Genomic DNA, 15867 nt, shown 5'->3' on the forward strand with positions numbered 1-15867 from the left:
CACTTCTGCAAGCGGTCAAACTCAGTTGCAGGCCGCGACGCTGCCGGCGGCGACGCCAGCGCAGACTTCGTCCTTCTTGATCCAGCCGGCGTCGATGACGAGGTTGAGATTGTCCTTGGTGATGGCGACCGGGGTCAGGAACAGCGACTTGACGGTGTTGCCGCCAGGCGTCGTGAAATCCTTCGCGCCGGCGATGTCGGTCATCTTCTTGCCGTCGGCGAGCTGCGAGGCGATCTCGGCGGCGTTCTTGCCGAGTTCACGCGCGTCCTTCCACACCGACACGGTCTGGGTGCCGAGCGCGATGCGGTTGAGCGCGGCGTGGTCGCCGTCCTGGCCAGAGACCGGCACGGTGCCGGCGAGCCCCTGCGCCGTCAACGCCGCGACGACGCCGCCGGCGGTGCCGTCATTGGCCGCGACCACCGCGTCGATCTTGTTGTCGTTGGCGGTGAGGAACTGCTCCATGTTCTTCTGGGCGTTGGCGGGCAGCCAGCCGTCCGTATAGGCTTCGCCAACATTCTTGATCTTGCCGCTGTCGATGGCTTCCTTCAGCACTTCCATCGAGCCCGAGAACAGGAAGTCGGCGTTCGGGTCGGCGCCCGAGCCCTTGATGAAGACGTAGTTGCCTTCAGGCTTCACCTTGAACACCTCGCGGGCCTGCATGCGGCCGACTTCCTTGTTGTCGAAGGTCAGGTAGAAGACGTCCTTGTTCTCGATCAGGCGGTCATAGCCGACGACCGGAATGCCCTCGTCGAGCGCCTTCTGTACCGCCGGGCCAATGGCCGACGCATCCTGCGCCAGGATGATCAGCGAATTGGCGCCCTGCGAAATCAGGCTTTCGACATCGGTCAGCTGCTTGCCGGGATTGGACTGCGCATCGGCGGAAATGTATTTGTCGCCCGCGGCCTCGATCGCCTTCTTCATGGCGGCTTCGTCAGTCTTCCAGCGCTCTTCCTGGAAATTCGACCACGAAACGCCGATGACCTTGTCCTTCGCCTGCGCGACCGACGCCAGTGTCAGCGACATGGCGACACCCGCCAGAATGGCGACTGTGAATCTCTTCATGTTATCCTCCCTGCGCCGCGTATGGCGCGACCAAACTGGCCCGAAGGCCGGCACAGAGGCCCTATTTTTTCGAGCCCCGAAAAAATACTGGTCCATCGTCGGAACGCTGTCAACATCGATTCTGATGCATTTTGAGGTGCCGGGAACCTTTTTTCGAGTCCCGCAATAAATAAATGACAGCACCAGCCGCTTCTGCCAGTATTCGACGCGTTGCCGGAGGTGTCGAGGGGCGTCAGGAACCACGGCGACGGGGAGGATGTGGGAAAGCATGTCGGTCGGAATCCGTCACGACGATCTGCGCCGGCGCAACCGCGCAATGGTGATTGCAGCCGTGCGCCAGGGTGGCCAGCCCTCGCGCACCGAGATCGCCGCGACCACGGCCCTCAGCCACTCGACCATATCGGCGATATCAGCCGACCTGATCGCAGAGGGTATCCTGACCGAAGGCAAGCCCAACGAGGCCGGCTCACTGAAACGCGGCCGGCCACAGGTCGGCCTTGGCCTCAACCCCGAGGCCGCGGCTGTGATGACCGTGGTGCTGTCGCTGAATTTCCTCTCTGTCGCCGTCATCGATTATGCCGGCCAGGTGGTCGCCGAGGAACAGCGCCGGCTGGACACGCTGACCATGTCGCGCGAGGCGCTGATCGGCGAATGCACGGCAATAGTACGACGTCGCCTCGAGGATCCCGATCTCGATGTCCGCAGTGTGGCCCGCATCGCGTTGGCGATCCAGGGCATCACCGACACCGAGGCGCGCGCCATGCTGTGGTCGCCGATCACGCCGCAGACGGACATAGCCTTCGCCGACATACTCGAAGCCGAATTCGGCATCCCCGCCACCGTGGAGAACGACTGCAACATGATGGCGGTGGCGCTGCGCTGGCGCGACCCCGAACGCTACCGCGACGACTTCATCGCCATCCTGCTCTCGCACGGCATCGGCATGGGCCTTGTGCTGAAGGGCGAGCTGTTCACCGGCACGCATTCGTCGGGTGGCGAGTTCGGCCACATGATCCATCGCCCCGGCGGCGCGCTCTGCCGCTGCGGGCGGCGCGGCTGTGTCGAGGCCTATGCCGGCAACTACGCCATCTGGCGTAACGCCAGGCAGCTTGGCGAGGACACCGAGCCGGTCGCCGATGTCAGCGACGCGCAAATGCGGACACTCGCCGCGACGGCAAGGGAGAAGGACGGACCGGAGCGCGAAGCCTATCGCAAGGCCGGCGAGGCGCTGGGCTATGGCCTCGGTAGTCTTTTCGCGCTGATCGATCCGGCACCGGTTGCGATGGTCGGCGTCAGCGCCGCCGCCTTCGACCTGATCGAGCCGGCCTTGCGCGAGGCCATCGCCCAGACTGCCGGCGGCCAGCATTCGGAATCGATTTCCTTCGACACCGAGCCGAACGAGCTGCCGCTCATCCGCGAAGGCTGCGCCATGCGCGCATTGACCTTCGTCGACCAGGAGATTTTCGCGCCTGGCGTGCAGGCAAGGGCGGGCGCGGGAAAGAACGTTGCCTGAGACCAAGATCGAACCCAATCACTCCGACGGGGCATGACATACTACCCGCCAGATTTCGAGCCTCCTGCTAGAGCATGATGTCGAAAAGTGTGAAGCGGTTTTCGGACGACATCATGCTCTATCTCTTCGATTTAGAGAAGGATTCAGATTTCAGGTCGATTCGACCTAAAATCATCCGGCTCTAAGCCCCCGTCGGGCGGCGGTGCGGTCCGCCGTGCGCCAGTACCCACAACCGGCGTTCAGGCCGGGTAGAGCGCCGCAGCCCAGCGGCAGAAGGTCTGCACCGCGTCATTGCGTCCCGCCCCGTCGGCCTGCACCATGTAATGCGCGCCACTTATGGGCACGCGGTGCGGCAAGGGCGCGACCAGTTGGCCGGAATCGAGAAACGGCCTGGCGAAACTCTCCAGAACGATCATGGCGCCGCCGCCCGTGGTCATCGCCCAGAGCGCGAGCAGCGATGAATCGTAGCGGGCACGCTGCGGCGGGGCCGGGAGGGCGAGGCCGAAATGATCCGACAGGCGCTGCCACTCGGTCTCAAACCCGATCACATGGTGCAGGCAGGCAAAGGGGAAGTCGCCGATGTCCCGGCGCCCCGCCAACCAGGCGGTGTCGGCAGGATGGCAGACGACGATCGCGGATTCATGGGCCAGCAGTTGAACCGCACCCTCGGGCCAGTCGCCGTGCCCCCAGCGGATGTCGACATCGCTGTTGCCGGCTTCAAAACGATCGGACCAGACGAAGGTGGAGAGTTGGATTTCGATCTCTGGATGGGCCTGCCGAAAATCGGCCAGCCGGGGCGCGAGGATCAACGCCGCCCAAGTGATCGAGGCGCGCACCCGCACCACCCGCCGCGATGGGCGCGCGAAGAGACCGTCCGTCGCCCGCTGCAACTCGGCGAAGGACTGGCGCACCGGCTGGGCATAGGCCTGGCCGATATCCGTCAGCGCAACGCCGCGCGGCAGCCGCTCGAACAGCCGCGCGCCGACATGCTTTTCCAGCAGGCGGATATGCTGGCTGACGGCCGCTGCGGTCAGGTTCAGCTCAGCGGCCGCGGCGGTGAAACTGCCATACCGCGCCGCCGCCTCGAAGGCGAGCAGCCAGGTCGGGTGCGGTGTTTTCATGAGATCTTACCATCAATTAAAATGACCCCAATACCTGAAAAGATATTCTTTGTGTTGTCAATTTCCGAGCAATACCCTGCGCATGAACCACGGCCGGAAAAGAGCGACATCGATGTCAGACCGGAAGGAATGGAACCACGTCCCCGACAGCCTGCCCATTGAGATTGCGCCGGTCTGGCGCTGGCCGCTGAACCTCGCAGCGATCTTTCGCTGGTATGTCGGAAGCTGGCTGCCTGTCTCAATCAATCTCGTCATCGTGGGGCTGGCCTTCGCGGCTTATGCCTTGGCCAGCCCCACGCTTGCCCAGGCGAAGGAGCCAGGGCTATGGATCGGGGTGATCTGGCTACGAGACTTCGGCCTGACGGTAGTTGTAGCGCAGGGGCTGCATCTTGTTTTTCACCGCCACCAGTTGCAGGGCACCGACAAGAAGTTTGATCCGCGCCCCTACCCGCGCAAGGGGCGCGCGTTCAGTTTCGACAGCCAACTGGCCGACAACGTGTTCTGGTCGCTGGCTTCGGGCGTAACGATCTGGTCGGCATACGAGGCGCTGGTCTGGTGGGCGATGGCCAATGGCTATGCGCCGACTCTAACATGGTCCGGCCACCCGGTCTGGTTCGTCGGCCTCTTCCTGTTGATCCCGATCTGGGAGAGTTTCTACTTCTACTGGATTCACCGGCTGCTCCATACGAAGCTCCTTTACCGCATCCACGCGCTGCATCACCGCAATATTGATGTGGGGCCGTGGTCGGGCCTTGCGATGCACCCGGTTGAACACATTTTCTATTTCGGAACCGCGCTGGTCCATTTCGTTGTTCCGTCCAGCCCGGTGCATCTTATCTGCCACCTGATGTTCTATGGCCTTTACGCCATTACCACCCATACCGGGTTCGAAGGGCTCTGGCTGGCCGGGCGCAAGCGCGTCGACCTGGGCACCTTCCACCACCAGCTTCATCATCGCTACTTTGAGGTGAACTACGGCACGCTGGAAGTGCCATGGGACAAGTGGTTCGACACCTTCCACGATGGCACTGAATCGGCAAAGGCACGGATGAAGGCGCGTCTTGCCGCGCGGCGCCGGCTATAGGTCACGCCGGCGGAAGGGGCACGTGATATAAGTCCTCAGGCAGGTTTACGCCGCAGACCGCCCTAGCCCCCGATCTCTTTACCGCAAGGCCGGCGAAGCGCTCGGATACGGGCTTGGCAGCCTGTTCGCGCTGATCGATCCCGCACCCGTCGCCATGGTCGGCGTCTGCGCGGCGGCCTTCGACCTGATCGAGCCGGCACTGCGCGAGGCGATCGCCCACACCGCCGGCGGCCAGCATTCGAAATCGATCTCCTTCGACATCGGGATTTGTTTTTCTTCCATGTGATCGGCGCGGCATGCATGATTGTTTTGCTCTGGAAGGTGCACAATCATACACGTGGGCGCTCCCCATTCCGATCTCACCGAGATGGGACAGACGTCTAGTCTTCCCTGATCGCGTAGCCCGCGCCGCGGATGGTGCGGATGACGTCGGGCATGCGGCCATTGTTGACCGCCTTGCGCAGCCGTCCGACATGCACGTCCACGGTGCGCTCGTCGATATAGATCGTCTCGCCCCAGACATTGTCGAGCAACTGGCTGCGCGAGAACACGCGGCCGGGATGGCGCATCATGAATTCCAGCAGGCGGAACTCGGTCGGTCCGAGCCGGATCTCACTCTTCTTGCGATAGACCCGGTGCGATTCGCGGTCGAGCACGATGTCGCCGACCTTGAGCACGCTGGACAGCACTTCCGGCTTGGCGCGGCGCAGCAGCGCCTTGACCCGGGCCATGAATTCCGGCGTCGAGAACGGCTTGACTAGATAATCGTCGGCGCCGGTCGAAAGGCCGCGCACGCGGTCGCTCTCCTCGCCGCGCGCCGTCAGCATGATGATCGGCAGCCTCTCGGTCTCGGGCCGCATTCGCAGGCGCCGACAGAGCTCGATGCCGGAAATCGCCGGCACCATCCAGTCGAGCACCAGGAGGTCGGGCACGTTCTCCTGGAGGCGGATCTCGGCTTCGTCGCCGCGTGTCACCACCTCGACCTGGTAACCTTCCGATTCCAGATTGTAGCGGAGGAGCACGCCGAGCGGCTCCTCGTCCTCCACCACCATGATGCGTGGCGCGATCATCGATTGATCATCCCTGCCGTCAAGCCGCCGGCACCGACATCGCCGTCTCGTCCTGCTTCGGACGGTTGGCGGGCAGTTGCGTGCCGGTCAGCACATAATACGCATTCTCGGCGATGTTGGTCACATGGTCGCCGATGCGTTCGAGGTTCTTGGCGCAGAACAAGAGATGCGTGCAAGCCGTGATGTTGCGCGGATCCTCCATCATGTAGGTCAGGAGTTCGCGGAACACCGAGGTGTATTTGACGTCGATGCGTTCGTCGTCGTTCCTGAGCTTGGCGAGTGCGGCGGCATCGCCGGCCGCATATTCCTCGACCACGCCCTGCACCTGGATCAGCACCAGCTGCGCCATGGAGTCGATCGAATGCGACAGGTCGCGCGGCGTGGCGGTGAGGCCGACGGAGCCGACGCGCTTGGCGATGTTCTTGGCAAGGTCGCCGATGCGCTCGAGATCGCCCGCCATGCGGATCGAGCCGACGACATGGCGCAGATCGTCGGCCATCGGCTGGCGCTTGGCGATCAGGGTGATGGCGCGGTCGTCGAGTTCGCGCTGGCGCGCGTCCATGATGGCGTCGTCGGAGACGACGCGCTGTGCCAGCGCGTTGTCCGAATTCAGCAACGCCTTGGTGGCGCCGCCGACCATCGTGCCGGCGAGATCGCCCATGTCGCTGATCAGCCTGCTGATCTGTCCGAGATCCTCGTCGAAGGCTGCGACTGTGTGTTCGGCCATGATCCTGGTCCTCGTATGCGTGATATCAGCCGAAGCGGCCGGTGATGTAGTCCTGCGTGCGCTTCTCGCGAGGCGACGTGAAGATCTTCTCGGTCTTGTCGAATTCGACCAGTTCGCCCAGATACATGAAAGCCGTCTGCTTCGAGACGCGCGCGGCCTGCTGCATGTTGTGGGTGACGATGACAATCGTGTAGTCGGCCTGCAACTCGTCGATCAGTTCCTCGATCTTGGCGGTCGACAATGGGTCGAGCGCCGAGGCCGGCTCGTCGAGCAGGATGACTTCCGGCTTGACCGCCACGGTGCGGGCGATGCAAAGCCGCTGCTGCTGGCCGCCCGACAGGCTGAGGCCGCTGGCGTTCAGCTTGTCCTTGACCTCGGTCCACAGTGCCGCGCGCTTCAGCGCCTGTTCGACACGGCCGTCCATCTCGGCCTTGCTGATCTTCTCGTAGAGCCTGACACCGAAGGCGATGTTCTCATAGATCGACATCGGGAACGGCGTCGGCTTCTGGAACACCATGCCGATCTTGGTGCGCAGCAGGTTGAGATCCTGCGAGCGGTCGAGAACGTTTTGGCCGTCGAGCAGCACCTGACCCTCGGCGGTCTGCTTGGGGTATAGTTCGTAGATGCGGTTGAAGACGCGCAGCAGCGTCGACTTTCCGCAGCCCGACGGTCCGATGAAGGCCGTCACGCTGCGCTCGGGCAGCGACAACGTGATGTCCTTCAGCGCCTTCGACTGGCCGTAGTAGAAATTGAGGTTCTTGACCTCGATCTTCGCCTTGGCGGCTGCCTCGGTGGCAATCGTCATGTCTGGAGACAACATCTGGCTCATTTGTCCTCTCTGCGTCCGGTCAGGCTGCGCGCAAAGATGCTGAGCGCGAGAACCGTCAATGTGATTATGAGTGCGCCGGTCCAGGCCAGCTGCTGCCATTCCTCATAGGGGCTGAGAGCGAACTGGAAGATGGTGACCGGCAGGCTGGCCATCGGCGCGTTGAGATTGCTCGACCAGAACTGGTTGTTCAGCGCGGTGAAGAGCAGCGGCGCCGTCTCGCCGGAGATGCGGGCGATCGACAGCAATATGCCGGTGACGATGCCGGAAAGTGCGGCACGGTAAGCCACTGATTTGATGACCACCCAGCGCGGCGCGCCGATCGCGGTGCCGGCTTCGCGCAAGGCGTTCGGCACCAGGTTGAGCATGTCCTCGGTGGTGCGCACGACCACGGGGATGACCAGGATGGCCAGCGCGACGGCGCCGGCGATCGCCGAGAAATGCCCCATCGGCCGCACCATCAATTCGTAGACGAACAGGCCGATGATGATCGACGGCGCCGACAGCAGGATGTCGTTGATGAAGCGCACCACGGTGGTGAGTTTCGAGAAGCGGCCGTATTCGGCCATGTAGGTGCCGGCCAGAACACCGATTGGCGTGCCGACGATAACGGCGATGACCGTCATCACCACGCTGCCATAGATAGCGTTCAGCAGGCCGCCGGCATCGCCGGGCGGCGGCGTCATCTGCGTGAACACATCAAGCGAGAGCCCAGCTGCGCCTTTGTAGATCAACGCGCCGAGGATCAGTGCCAGCCAGGCAAGCCCGATGCCCGCGGCGGCGACGCACAGCGTCATCATCACCGAGTTTCTGGCCTTGCGGCGGCTGTGAAGCGACGAGGCTGTCGACATCGGTCAGGCTCCGGTGCGGGCGTCGATGCGCATCAGCATGTAGCGTGCGATCGCAAGGATGAGGAAGGTGATGACGAACAGGATGAGGCCGAGCGCCACCAGCGAGGACGTGTAGAGATCGCCAACGGCTTCGGTGAATTCATTGGCGATGGTCGCCGAGATTGTCGTTGCCGGCGCGAACAGCGAGGTCGAGATGCGGTGCGCGTTGCCGATCACGAAGGTCACCGCCATGGTTTCGCCAAGCGCGCGGCCAAGGCCGAGCATGACACCGCCCATGATGCCGATGCGGGTGTAAGGGATGACGACGCGACGTGTCACTTCCCAGGTCGTGCAGCCAATGCCGTAGGCGGACTCCTTCAGCACCGGCGGCACCGTGTCGAACACGTCCTTGGTGATCGAGGTGATGAAGGGCAGCACCATGATGGCGAGAATCAGCGACGAGGTCAGCAGGCCGATGCCGTAGGGGGGACCGGCAAACAGGCTGCCAAGGCCGGGAATGCCGTGGAAAACGCTGATGATGAAGGGCTGCACTGTCGTCTGCAGGAACGGCGCCAGGACGAACAGGCCCCAGATACCATAGATGATCGAAGGAATGCCGGCCAGAAGTTCCACCGCCATGCCGATTGGGCGCCGAAGGGGGCGCGGGCAAAGCTCGGTGAGAAAAATGGCAATGCCGATGCCGAGCGGCACGGCGATCAGGATGGCGATGGCCGATGTGACAATGGTGCCGTAGATAGGCGCCAGGGCGCCGAATTTCTCCGTCACCGGGTTCCAGCTCTCGCTGGTCAGAAACGAGAAGCCGAAGGTCGACAGTGCCTGCCAGGAACCGGCAAACAACGAGATGGCAACGCCGCCAAGCAGCACCAGCACGAGAATGGCGGCGGCGCGGGTCAGCCCATGGAAGATCGAATCGGTTAACGCAAAACGTCTGACGATGGCGTCGCGCGAGCCCTTGATGGCTGGCAAGGCTTCCTGGACAGCACTCATGTCAAGCTCGGCTCTTTGTGTTGAGAAAAAGGAGCGCCGCGTGAAGCGGCGCTCCTTCGGGTGATGTTACTCGCCTGCGTAGACGGGCTTGCCGTCAGCCTGGATGTCGGCCTTCCAAGAAGCCTTGATCAGGTCGACGACGCTGTCGGGGATCGACACGTAGTCGAGCGCCTTGGCGGTTTCCTTGCCGTCCTTATAGGCCCAGGCAAAGAACTTCAGCGCTTCGCCGGTGGCGGCGGCATCGCTCGGAGCCTTGTGGATCAGAACCCAGGTGGAAGCCGCGATCGGCCAGGTGGTGTCGCCAGGCTCGTTGGTGATGATGACGTTGAAGTTCTTCGCGCCCTTGAAGTCGGCATTCGAAGCGGCGGCGCCGAAGGATTCGAGCGACGGCTCGACCACCTTGCCGGCCGCATTCAGCATCTTGGAGTAGGAGAGGTTGTTCTGCTTGGCATAGGCGTACTCGACGTAGCCGATGCCGCCGTCGGTCTGCTTGACGGTGTTGGCAACGCCTTCGCTGCCCTTGGCGCCGACGCCGGTGGGCCATTCCACGGCAGTGTCCGAACCAACCTTGTCCTTCCAGTCGGGCGAGAGCTTCACCAGATAGTCGGTGAAGTTGAAGGTGGTGCCCGAGCCGTCCGAACGATGCACGACGGCGATCGCGGTCGACGGCAGGGTGAGCGAGGGGTTCAGCGCCTTGATCGCGGCGTCGTCCCAGGTGGTGATCTTGCCCATGTAGATGTCGGCCAGCGCCTTGCCGTCAAGCACCAGTTCGCCCGGCTTGATGCCGGTGAGGTTGACGATCGGCACGATGCCGCCCATCACCATCGGGAACTGCACGAGGCCGTTCTTTTGGAGGTCGGCGTCGGACATCGGCTTGTCGGTGGCGCCGAAGGTCACGGTCTTGGCGATGACCTGCTTGATGCCGCCGCCGGAACCGATCGACTGATAGTTGAGGCCGATGCCGGTGTCCTTCTTGTAGGTGTCGGCCCACTTGGCGAACACCGGATAGATGAAAGTGGAACCGGCGCCGGAAAGGTCAGCTGCCATTGCCGCGGAAAGGGTGATGGTGGACGCCGCAGCCATTGCAATCGCAACGGCCGCCGAGCGGATGAAATGTCTCATGTGGCCTGCTCCTGTTCGGAAGATGGTCTCTCGGCGCCATTTCCTCCGGCGCCCGCTGAGGCCAATAGCCTTCGATTATAACAGTCGCATGACAGTTTCATGTCAGCCCGGTAACGCGTCGCCCGGACCGAGAAAGGCGCCGATGTCGGGCGCCCGCGGCGCGGTCCGGGTTTACCGCCGGAATCAGGAGCTTGAGCCGTCCGACGGCTGGAATGACCCGGGATTCGACCGGGCGTTCCCAAGTGAAAAAAATCCGGACGGGAGCGCGTTGCTCGCAGCCAGAGCGTGTCATGGCCGGGCCATCGCCAAAAACAGGTCCGTTGGGGTAGAGTGACGCTGTTTCTTGCAGGCGGTCGCTGCTCCCGCCCGTAACCGAGAAGGGCGGAATTCGATTTTGCTATTGTCCCGGCTCGGCATCGCCTTGGATATGGTGCGATCGCACCATATCCATTGCACGCAGGGGTGGCAGCAAATCCGCAGCTGATTCCCTCGATTTTGTCTCGCCGGATCCTGCAATCCCGGCGACGCGGGTGCTAGCCCGCGTTGCGATGGACCTGACGGCCGGCGCCGACCCAGCGCTCGACCTTCTCGAGCAGGGCCCTGGGGCTGATCGGCTTGGGCAGATAGTCGTCCATGCCCGCCTCCAGGCAGCGTTCGCGGTCGCCCTTGAGCGCATGCGCGGTGACGCCGACGATCGGCACATGCGTGCCGGTCTCCTGCTCCAGCAGGCGGATCGCGGCCGTCGCTTCGAGACCGCTCATCTCCGGCATAGAGACGTCCATAAGGATCATGCACGGATTGAGCGTGCCGAAGGCGTCGAGCGCCTTGCGGCCATTGGCGACGATCTCGAAGCGGTAGCCGGTCTCGCCGAGGATCTGGGTGAAGACCATCTGGTTCACCTCATTGTCCTCGGCCACGAGGATATCCAGCCTTTGCCCGCCGCCGGAGGCAGGCAGCCTGGGACGAACCGGCGGCGGCTGCAGCTGCGCACGCTGCTCGGCTATCGCCAGAGGGGCCCGCGGGGCAATCTCGAGCGCCTCGCCCGCTGGCGGCTGAACGGTGTGGCCGCTGGTGGCGTGGCGATGGCGCTGAATGGTCGCGACCAAGGTTTCCAGGAGCGCCGAGGAGCGTGCCGGCTTGATCAGCTGCGCGTCGATGCCAAGATCGCGGTAGCTGGTGTTGGCAAGCGACTGGTCGACCGAGGTCAGCATGATGATCGGCGTATCCGCGAGGCCCTCGGTGTCGCGCACGATGCGCGCCATTTCGGCGCCGCTCATTTCAGGCATCTGATAGTCGAGCACGACGCAATCGACCGCCACGCCATAGGCCGCCGCGGCGATCAGCACCTTGAGGCCTTCTGCACCGCTTTCGGCCGCGCAGGAATCGAACGTCCACGAGGTCATCTGCTCGGTCAGGATGGCGCGGTTGACGGCATTGTCGTCGACGATCAGCACGCGTGCGCCCGTCACGTCCACCGGCGTGATGCGCTGTCCGTTCTGTTGCCCGGCCCCAGGCAGCGTCACTGTGAACCAGAAGGTCGACCCCTTGCCTTCGGCGCTCTCGACGCCGATGTCGCCACCCATCAGGTCGACCAGCCGCGAGGTGATGGCAAGGCCAAGCCCGGTGCCCTCGTGGCGCCGTGTCGACGACGTGTCGACCTGGCTGAATTTCTCGAACACCAGTTTCAGTTTTTCCTCGGGGATGCCGATGCCGGTATCGGTGACAGAGATCGTCAGCCTGGTTCCGGTCGGAACCCGTTCGCCGGTCACATCGACCAGCACGTGGCCTTCTTCTGTGAACTTCACCGCATTGCCGAGCAGGTTGGTGACGATTTGCCGGATCCGGCCGACATCGCCGATGAACAGGCTTTCGAGCCGCGGCTCGATGCGCACGATGAGCTCGAGATCCTTTTCCTTGGCCCGTGTCGACACCAGCGTCGCCACGTCCTCGATCGCCTCGGCGAGATTGAAAGGCGCCGGGTCGAGCACCAACTGGCCGGCATCGATCTTGGAGAAATCCAGGATGTCGTTGATGATGGTCAGGAGCGCATTGCCCGATTTGACGATGATGTCGGTGAATGTCTTCTGCTTCGGGTCGAGATTGGATTTGGCCAGGAGTTCAGCCATGCCCAGCACGCCGTTCATCGGCGTGCGGATCTCGTGGCTCATATTGGCGAGGAATTCCGACTTGGCGCGGTCGGCGAGCACGGCGCGCTGACGCGCCTCGCTGAGCTCCGCCTCGCGCTGCTTGAGCTCCGTGATGTCCGTGGTCGAACCGATCAGGTAGAGCGAACCGTCGGAGGCGATCATAGCGCCCTTGCGGGCGAACTGATGCCTGACGCTGCCGTCGGGAAGGCGCACCGTCTCCTCGATCTCCTGGGTCTCGCCGGTACGCAGCACGGCGAGATCGCTGGCTACGAAGGCCTCGCCATCCGGCCCGAAGATTTCGACGTCGGTCTTGCCGATCGCCTCCTGCTTGCTGAAGCCGGTGAGGTCGCACCAGCCCTTGTTGACATAGAACTGCCTGAGATCGGAGCGCTTGGCGTAGATCGACACCGGTACATTGTCGATCAGGCTGCGGAACACCTCGTTCTCGCGCATGCTCTCTTCCAGAGCTTGCTCGCGTGCCTTGACGTCGGTGATGTCGGTGCTGGAGCCGACCAGATGCACCGATCCGTCCGTGGCCACCAGACGGCTCTTGCGCGTCATCAACTGCCGCACGGTTCCGTCACGATGGGTGACGGGCTCCTCGACCTCACGCACACTGCCGTTCGTCACGACATCGGTGTCGTCCTGGCTGAAGCCCTCTGCTTCCTCGCCGCTGAACAACTGGCGGTCGGTCCGGCCGATGACATCGTCCTTGGCGAGACCGGTCAGCGCGCACCAGGCCTTGTTGACGAATTCGATGCTCAGGTCCTGCGCCTTGATGAAGGCGGCTACCGGCAACTCGTCCATGACATGCCGGAAGAGATCGATCTGGCGCATCGAGTGATGAAGCGCAGCCTCGCGACTCTTCAGGTCGGTGATGTCGACGCGCACGCCGATGAACGTGCCGTCGTCGGTGCGCATGTCGTAGACCTGGTACCAGCGTCCATCCGAATTGAGGCGCTCATAGGAGGAATTCGGCAGACGGTAACGGGCCAGGATGCCGTCAAGCCAGCGTTCGGAATCGACTTCGTACAGGCTGTCGATCCCAGGATCGCCGCTCGAACGGAAATAGCCGACCGAATGGCCGAACTCCAGCGCTTCGCGGATAGTGCGGCCGGGCTGCCAGAAGGGCTTCAGCGCCGGCAGCGTATTCTGCAGCCTGTGGTTGGCGAAGACGAACTTGTCGTCCCGATCGTAGATGATAACGCCGGCCGGCAGCGATTCAAGCACGTTGGCGAGATGCTTCCGCGCTTCCTGCGCTTCGGTCTCGCGCCGCTTCATGTCGGAGATGTCGAAGAGAAAGCCGGCTACATAGTCGCGGCCGCTTGCCATGCGGACGCGGTTCTTCCTGACGATGCGCGAACGGCTGGCGCCGCCCGCCTCGAAGTTTTCCTCCACTTCATATTGCCGCCCGCTGGCCAGCACCTCACGTTCGCTGCTTTCGAACAACGCGACGTCGGCCGGCCCTAGGAAATCGCCCCCCGGTTTGCCAAGCATGGCTTGCGGCGCCTGCTTGAACAGCGCCGCGAAGGCCTCGTTGACGAAGACGAAGCGCAAATTGTCGTCCTTGACGAAGATCGGATCCTCGACGGCGTTGATCACGGTCTCCGCCAGCCGCGCCTTTTCCAGCGCTTCGGCAAGTTCGGCCTCGCGGTCCTTCATGTCGGTGACATCGACATAGCAAATGAGCAGCTTGCCGCCGGCCAGCGGCGCCATCGACGCGATCAGCGTCCCGCCGTCTTTGCGCGGGAACTGCCACGATCCGGCGGTGCCGGCTCTGATTTCGGCCTCGCGCTCGGCGACATGCCGCTGCCATGTCGCGTCGTCCGAGCCATAGGGGTCGGTGTTGCGGCTCGCGTTCATCAGATCGCGGAAGCTGCAGCCGGTCTCGGCGTCCTGGGCGTCGATCTGCCAGAAATCGTAGAAGGCGCGGTTGATGATCTCGACACGCATGGCGGCATCGAGGACGAGAACGCCGATCGGCATCTGATCGACCATGGTGCGGAGGTTGGCAAACGTCTCGGCGATCTTGGCGTTGGCGTTCTCGATCTCGGCGTCACGGCGCTTGACTTCGGTGACCTCATAGTAGGTCAGCAGGCGTTTGCCTCCCGACAGAGCGGTGACGGAGAACATCATGGTCCGCCCGTCGGCGCGGACAAACTCCCGAGGCGCGACGGTACCGGCCCTGATCTCCTCGACGCGGGTGGCGAGGTAGCGCCGCCATTGCTCTTCGTCGATGTCGCCATAGATGCCGTTGCGGCGGTTGAGTTCCATCAACAGACTGAACGGAGCGCCGACGGTCACGGCCCCATCCGGAATCCCGGAGAGATCGCGATAAGCCTTGTTGACGATCAGCGTGTCGAGCCTGGCATCCAGAAGCACGACGCCCATATGCATGGCATCCATCGTCCGCTCGAGATCGCCAAGATGCTGGACGGACTCGCCGTCAGCTGGCGGTTCCATGGCCTCGAAGGCGCTGGCCAGCGCGGTGACGTTGCGGCCTATGCCGCGATAGCCGGCGAATTTTCCGTCGCTGTCGAAACGCGGGAAGCCTGACGTCAGCACCCAGCGGCAGTCGGGGCGGCCACCCTTCAGTTCGTAGACGAAGTCGCGGAACGGCCGGTGCGCCTGCAAATCCTCCAGATGCGCTGCCGCGCTGCGGTTGCCCTTCAGGACCTGATTGAGAAAATCGAAGCGGAACCGGCCAAGCACATCAGCCGGATCGATGCCCGTCGCCGCCTCGTAGTCTTGTGAAAGCCAGGAAAAGCGAAGTTCCGCGTCGGTTTCCCAGCTCCAGTCCGAGCCCGCTTCGACGAGCTGGCGCAGCGCGCCGGCGCAATCCACGTCGACGGATGATCCATCGCCGCCATGCGCGGCTGCCTTGCCGGGCTCGCGCTTGCCGCGCGCGCCGATTGCTTCGTTCGATTCCGCCATGCTGTCCCCACCCCGAAAATCAAGGCCGAACCCTCCCTCCGCGGTTCGTCGGCGAAATGTGCCGCAGAAGCATTAACGATCCGCTAACCTTAACGGCGCAACCGGCCGGTTCCTGCTGCGTTATTCCGTCCGGTTGTGGCGCGCAGCGAGGCCGCGCTATAAGCATGTGCAGGGGTGTTGCTAATGTATGGACGGATTGTGCCTTTCTTGCTGGGCGTGGCGCTGCTTTTCAGCGGTGGCTGCTCGCGCAGCTATGACGGCACGGTCATCATCCCGCGGCCGCTCGATGCCCGGCGGATCTGGGACCGGCCGCCGCCCAATGTCGATTACCAGCCTCAGGTGGACAATGGCGCCTTTCGGGGGCCACCCCAGCCACCCGGACGGGTTTCCGAGCGCAAGGTCCTGAAACCTGCACCGCACCGA

Annotated in this window: 11 protein-coding genes and 1 pseudogene; 3 read left to right on the top strand and 9 right to left on the bottom strand. The window is 63.3% G+C overall.

Annotated elements, in window-relative coordinates; genetic code table 11:
- Positions 1-21: 21 nt before the first annotated feature.
- Complete coding sequence (xylF, locus tag FJW08_RS06135; RefSeq protein ID WP_140809643.1) at positions 22-1062, bottom strand: D-xylose ABC transporter substrate-binding protein; 1041 nt, start codon at positions 1060-1062, stop codon at positions 22-24.
- A gap of 268 nt (positions 1063-1330) precedes the next feature.
- On the opposite strand from xylF, the gene FJW08_RS06140 reads away from it, so the two are divergent.
- Positions 1331-2575, top strand: coding sequence for an ROK family protein (locus FJW08_RS06140; protein ID WP_140754537.1), 1245 nt, complete (start codon positions 1331-1333; stop codon positions 2573-2575).
- A gap of 239 nt (positions 2576-2814) precedes the next feature.
- On the opposite strand, the gene FJW08_RS06145 is transcribed toward FJW08_RS06140, so the two are convergent.
- Positions 2815-3696 carry a LysR family transcriptional regulator gene (locus tag FJW08_RS06145; RefSeq protein WP_140809644.1) on the bottom strand — a complete coding sequence of 294 codons (882 nt, stop codon included), beginning with the start codon at positions 3694-3696 and terminating at the stop codon, positions 2815-2817.
- 112 nt (positions 3697-3808) lie between these two features.
- On the opposite strand from FJW08_RS06145, the gene FJW08_RS06150 reads away from it, so the two are divergent.
- Together FJW08_RS06150 and FJW08_RS06155 are read left to right on the top strand one after the other, a co-directional pair.
- Positions 3809-4780 carry a sterol desaturase family protein gene (locus FJW08_RS06150; protein WP_140809646.1) on the top strand — a complete coding sequence of 324 codons (972 nt, stop codon included), beginning with the start codon at positions 3809-3811 and terminating at the stop codon, positions 4778-4780.
- A 79-nt stretch (positions 4781-4859) separates the two neighbouring features.
- Positions 4860-5039: pseudogene (locus tag FJW08_RS06155) on the top strand (sugar kinase); the annotation flags it as partial.
- A gap of 121 nt (positions 5040-5160) precedes the next feature.
- Here FJW08_RS06155 and phoB read toward each other — a convergent pair.
- From phoB to FJW08_RS06190, 7 genes are all read right to left on the bottom strand, one after another.
- On the bottom strand, positions 5161-5850 hold the full coding sequence (phoB, locus tag FJW08_RS06160) for a phosphate regulon transcriptional regulator PhoB (protein WP_140809648.1): 690 nt from the start codon (positions 5848-5850) through the stop codon (positions 5161-5163).
- Positions 5851-5869: 19 nt separating this feature from the next.
- Positions 5870-6577, bottom strand: a complete 708-nt coding sequence (gene phoU / locus FJW08_RS06165) for a phosphate signaling complex protein PhoU (RefSeq protein ID WP_015315387.1) — start codon at positions 6575-6577, stop codon at positions 5870-5872.
- Between the two features lie 25 nt (positions 6578-6602).
- On the bottom strand, positions 6603-7406 hold the full coding sequence (gene pstB, locus FJW08_RS06170; protein ID WP_140809650.1) for a phosphate ABC transporter ATP-binding protein PstB: 804 nt from the start codon (positions 7404-7406) through the stop codon (positions 6603-6605).
- Positions 7403-8254, bottom strand: coding sequence for a phosphate ABC transporter permease PstA (gene pstA / locus FJW08_RS06175; RefSeq protein ID WP_140809652.1), 852 nt, complete (start codon positions 8252-8254; stop codon positions 7403-7405). The genes pstB and pstA overlap by 4 nt, the downstream gene beginning before the upstream one ends.
- A gap of 3 nt (positions 8255-8257) precedes the next feature.
- Positions 8258-9241 (bottom strand): phosphate ABC transporter permease subunit PstC, encoded by a 984-nt coding sequence (pstC, locus tag FJW08_RS06180; RefSeq protein ID WP_140754549.1) that lies wholly within the window; start codon positions 9239-9241, stop codon positions 8258-8260.
- 66 nt (positions 9242-9307) lie between these two features.
- Positions 9308-10363: a phosphate ABC transporter substrate-binding protein PstS gene (gene pstS / locus FJW08_RS06185; protein ID WP_140809654.1), complete on the bottom strand. Its 1056-nt coding sequence runs from the start codon at positions 10361-10363 to the stop codon at positions 9308-9310.
- A gap of 533 nt (positions 10364-10896) precedes the next feature.
- The gene (locus tag FJW08_RS06190) at positions 10897-15444 is read right to left on the bottom strand and encodes a PAS domain-containing protein (RefSeq protein ID WP_140809656.1); all 4548 of its coding nucleotides are present in this window, start codon (positions 15442-15444) and stop codon (positions 10897-10899) included.
- Positions 15445-15867 lie beyond the last annotated feature (423 nt).

Origin of the sequence: Mesorhizobium sp. B3-2-1, from assembly GCF_006439515.1 — a bacterium.
Classification (GTDB): domain Bacteria; phylum Pseudomonadota; class Alphaproteobacteria; order Rhizobiales; family Rhizobiaceae; genus Mesorhizobium.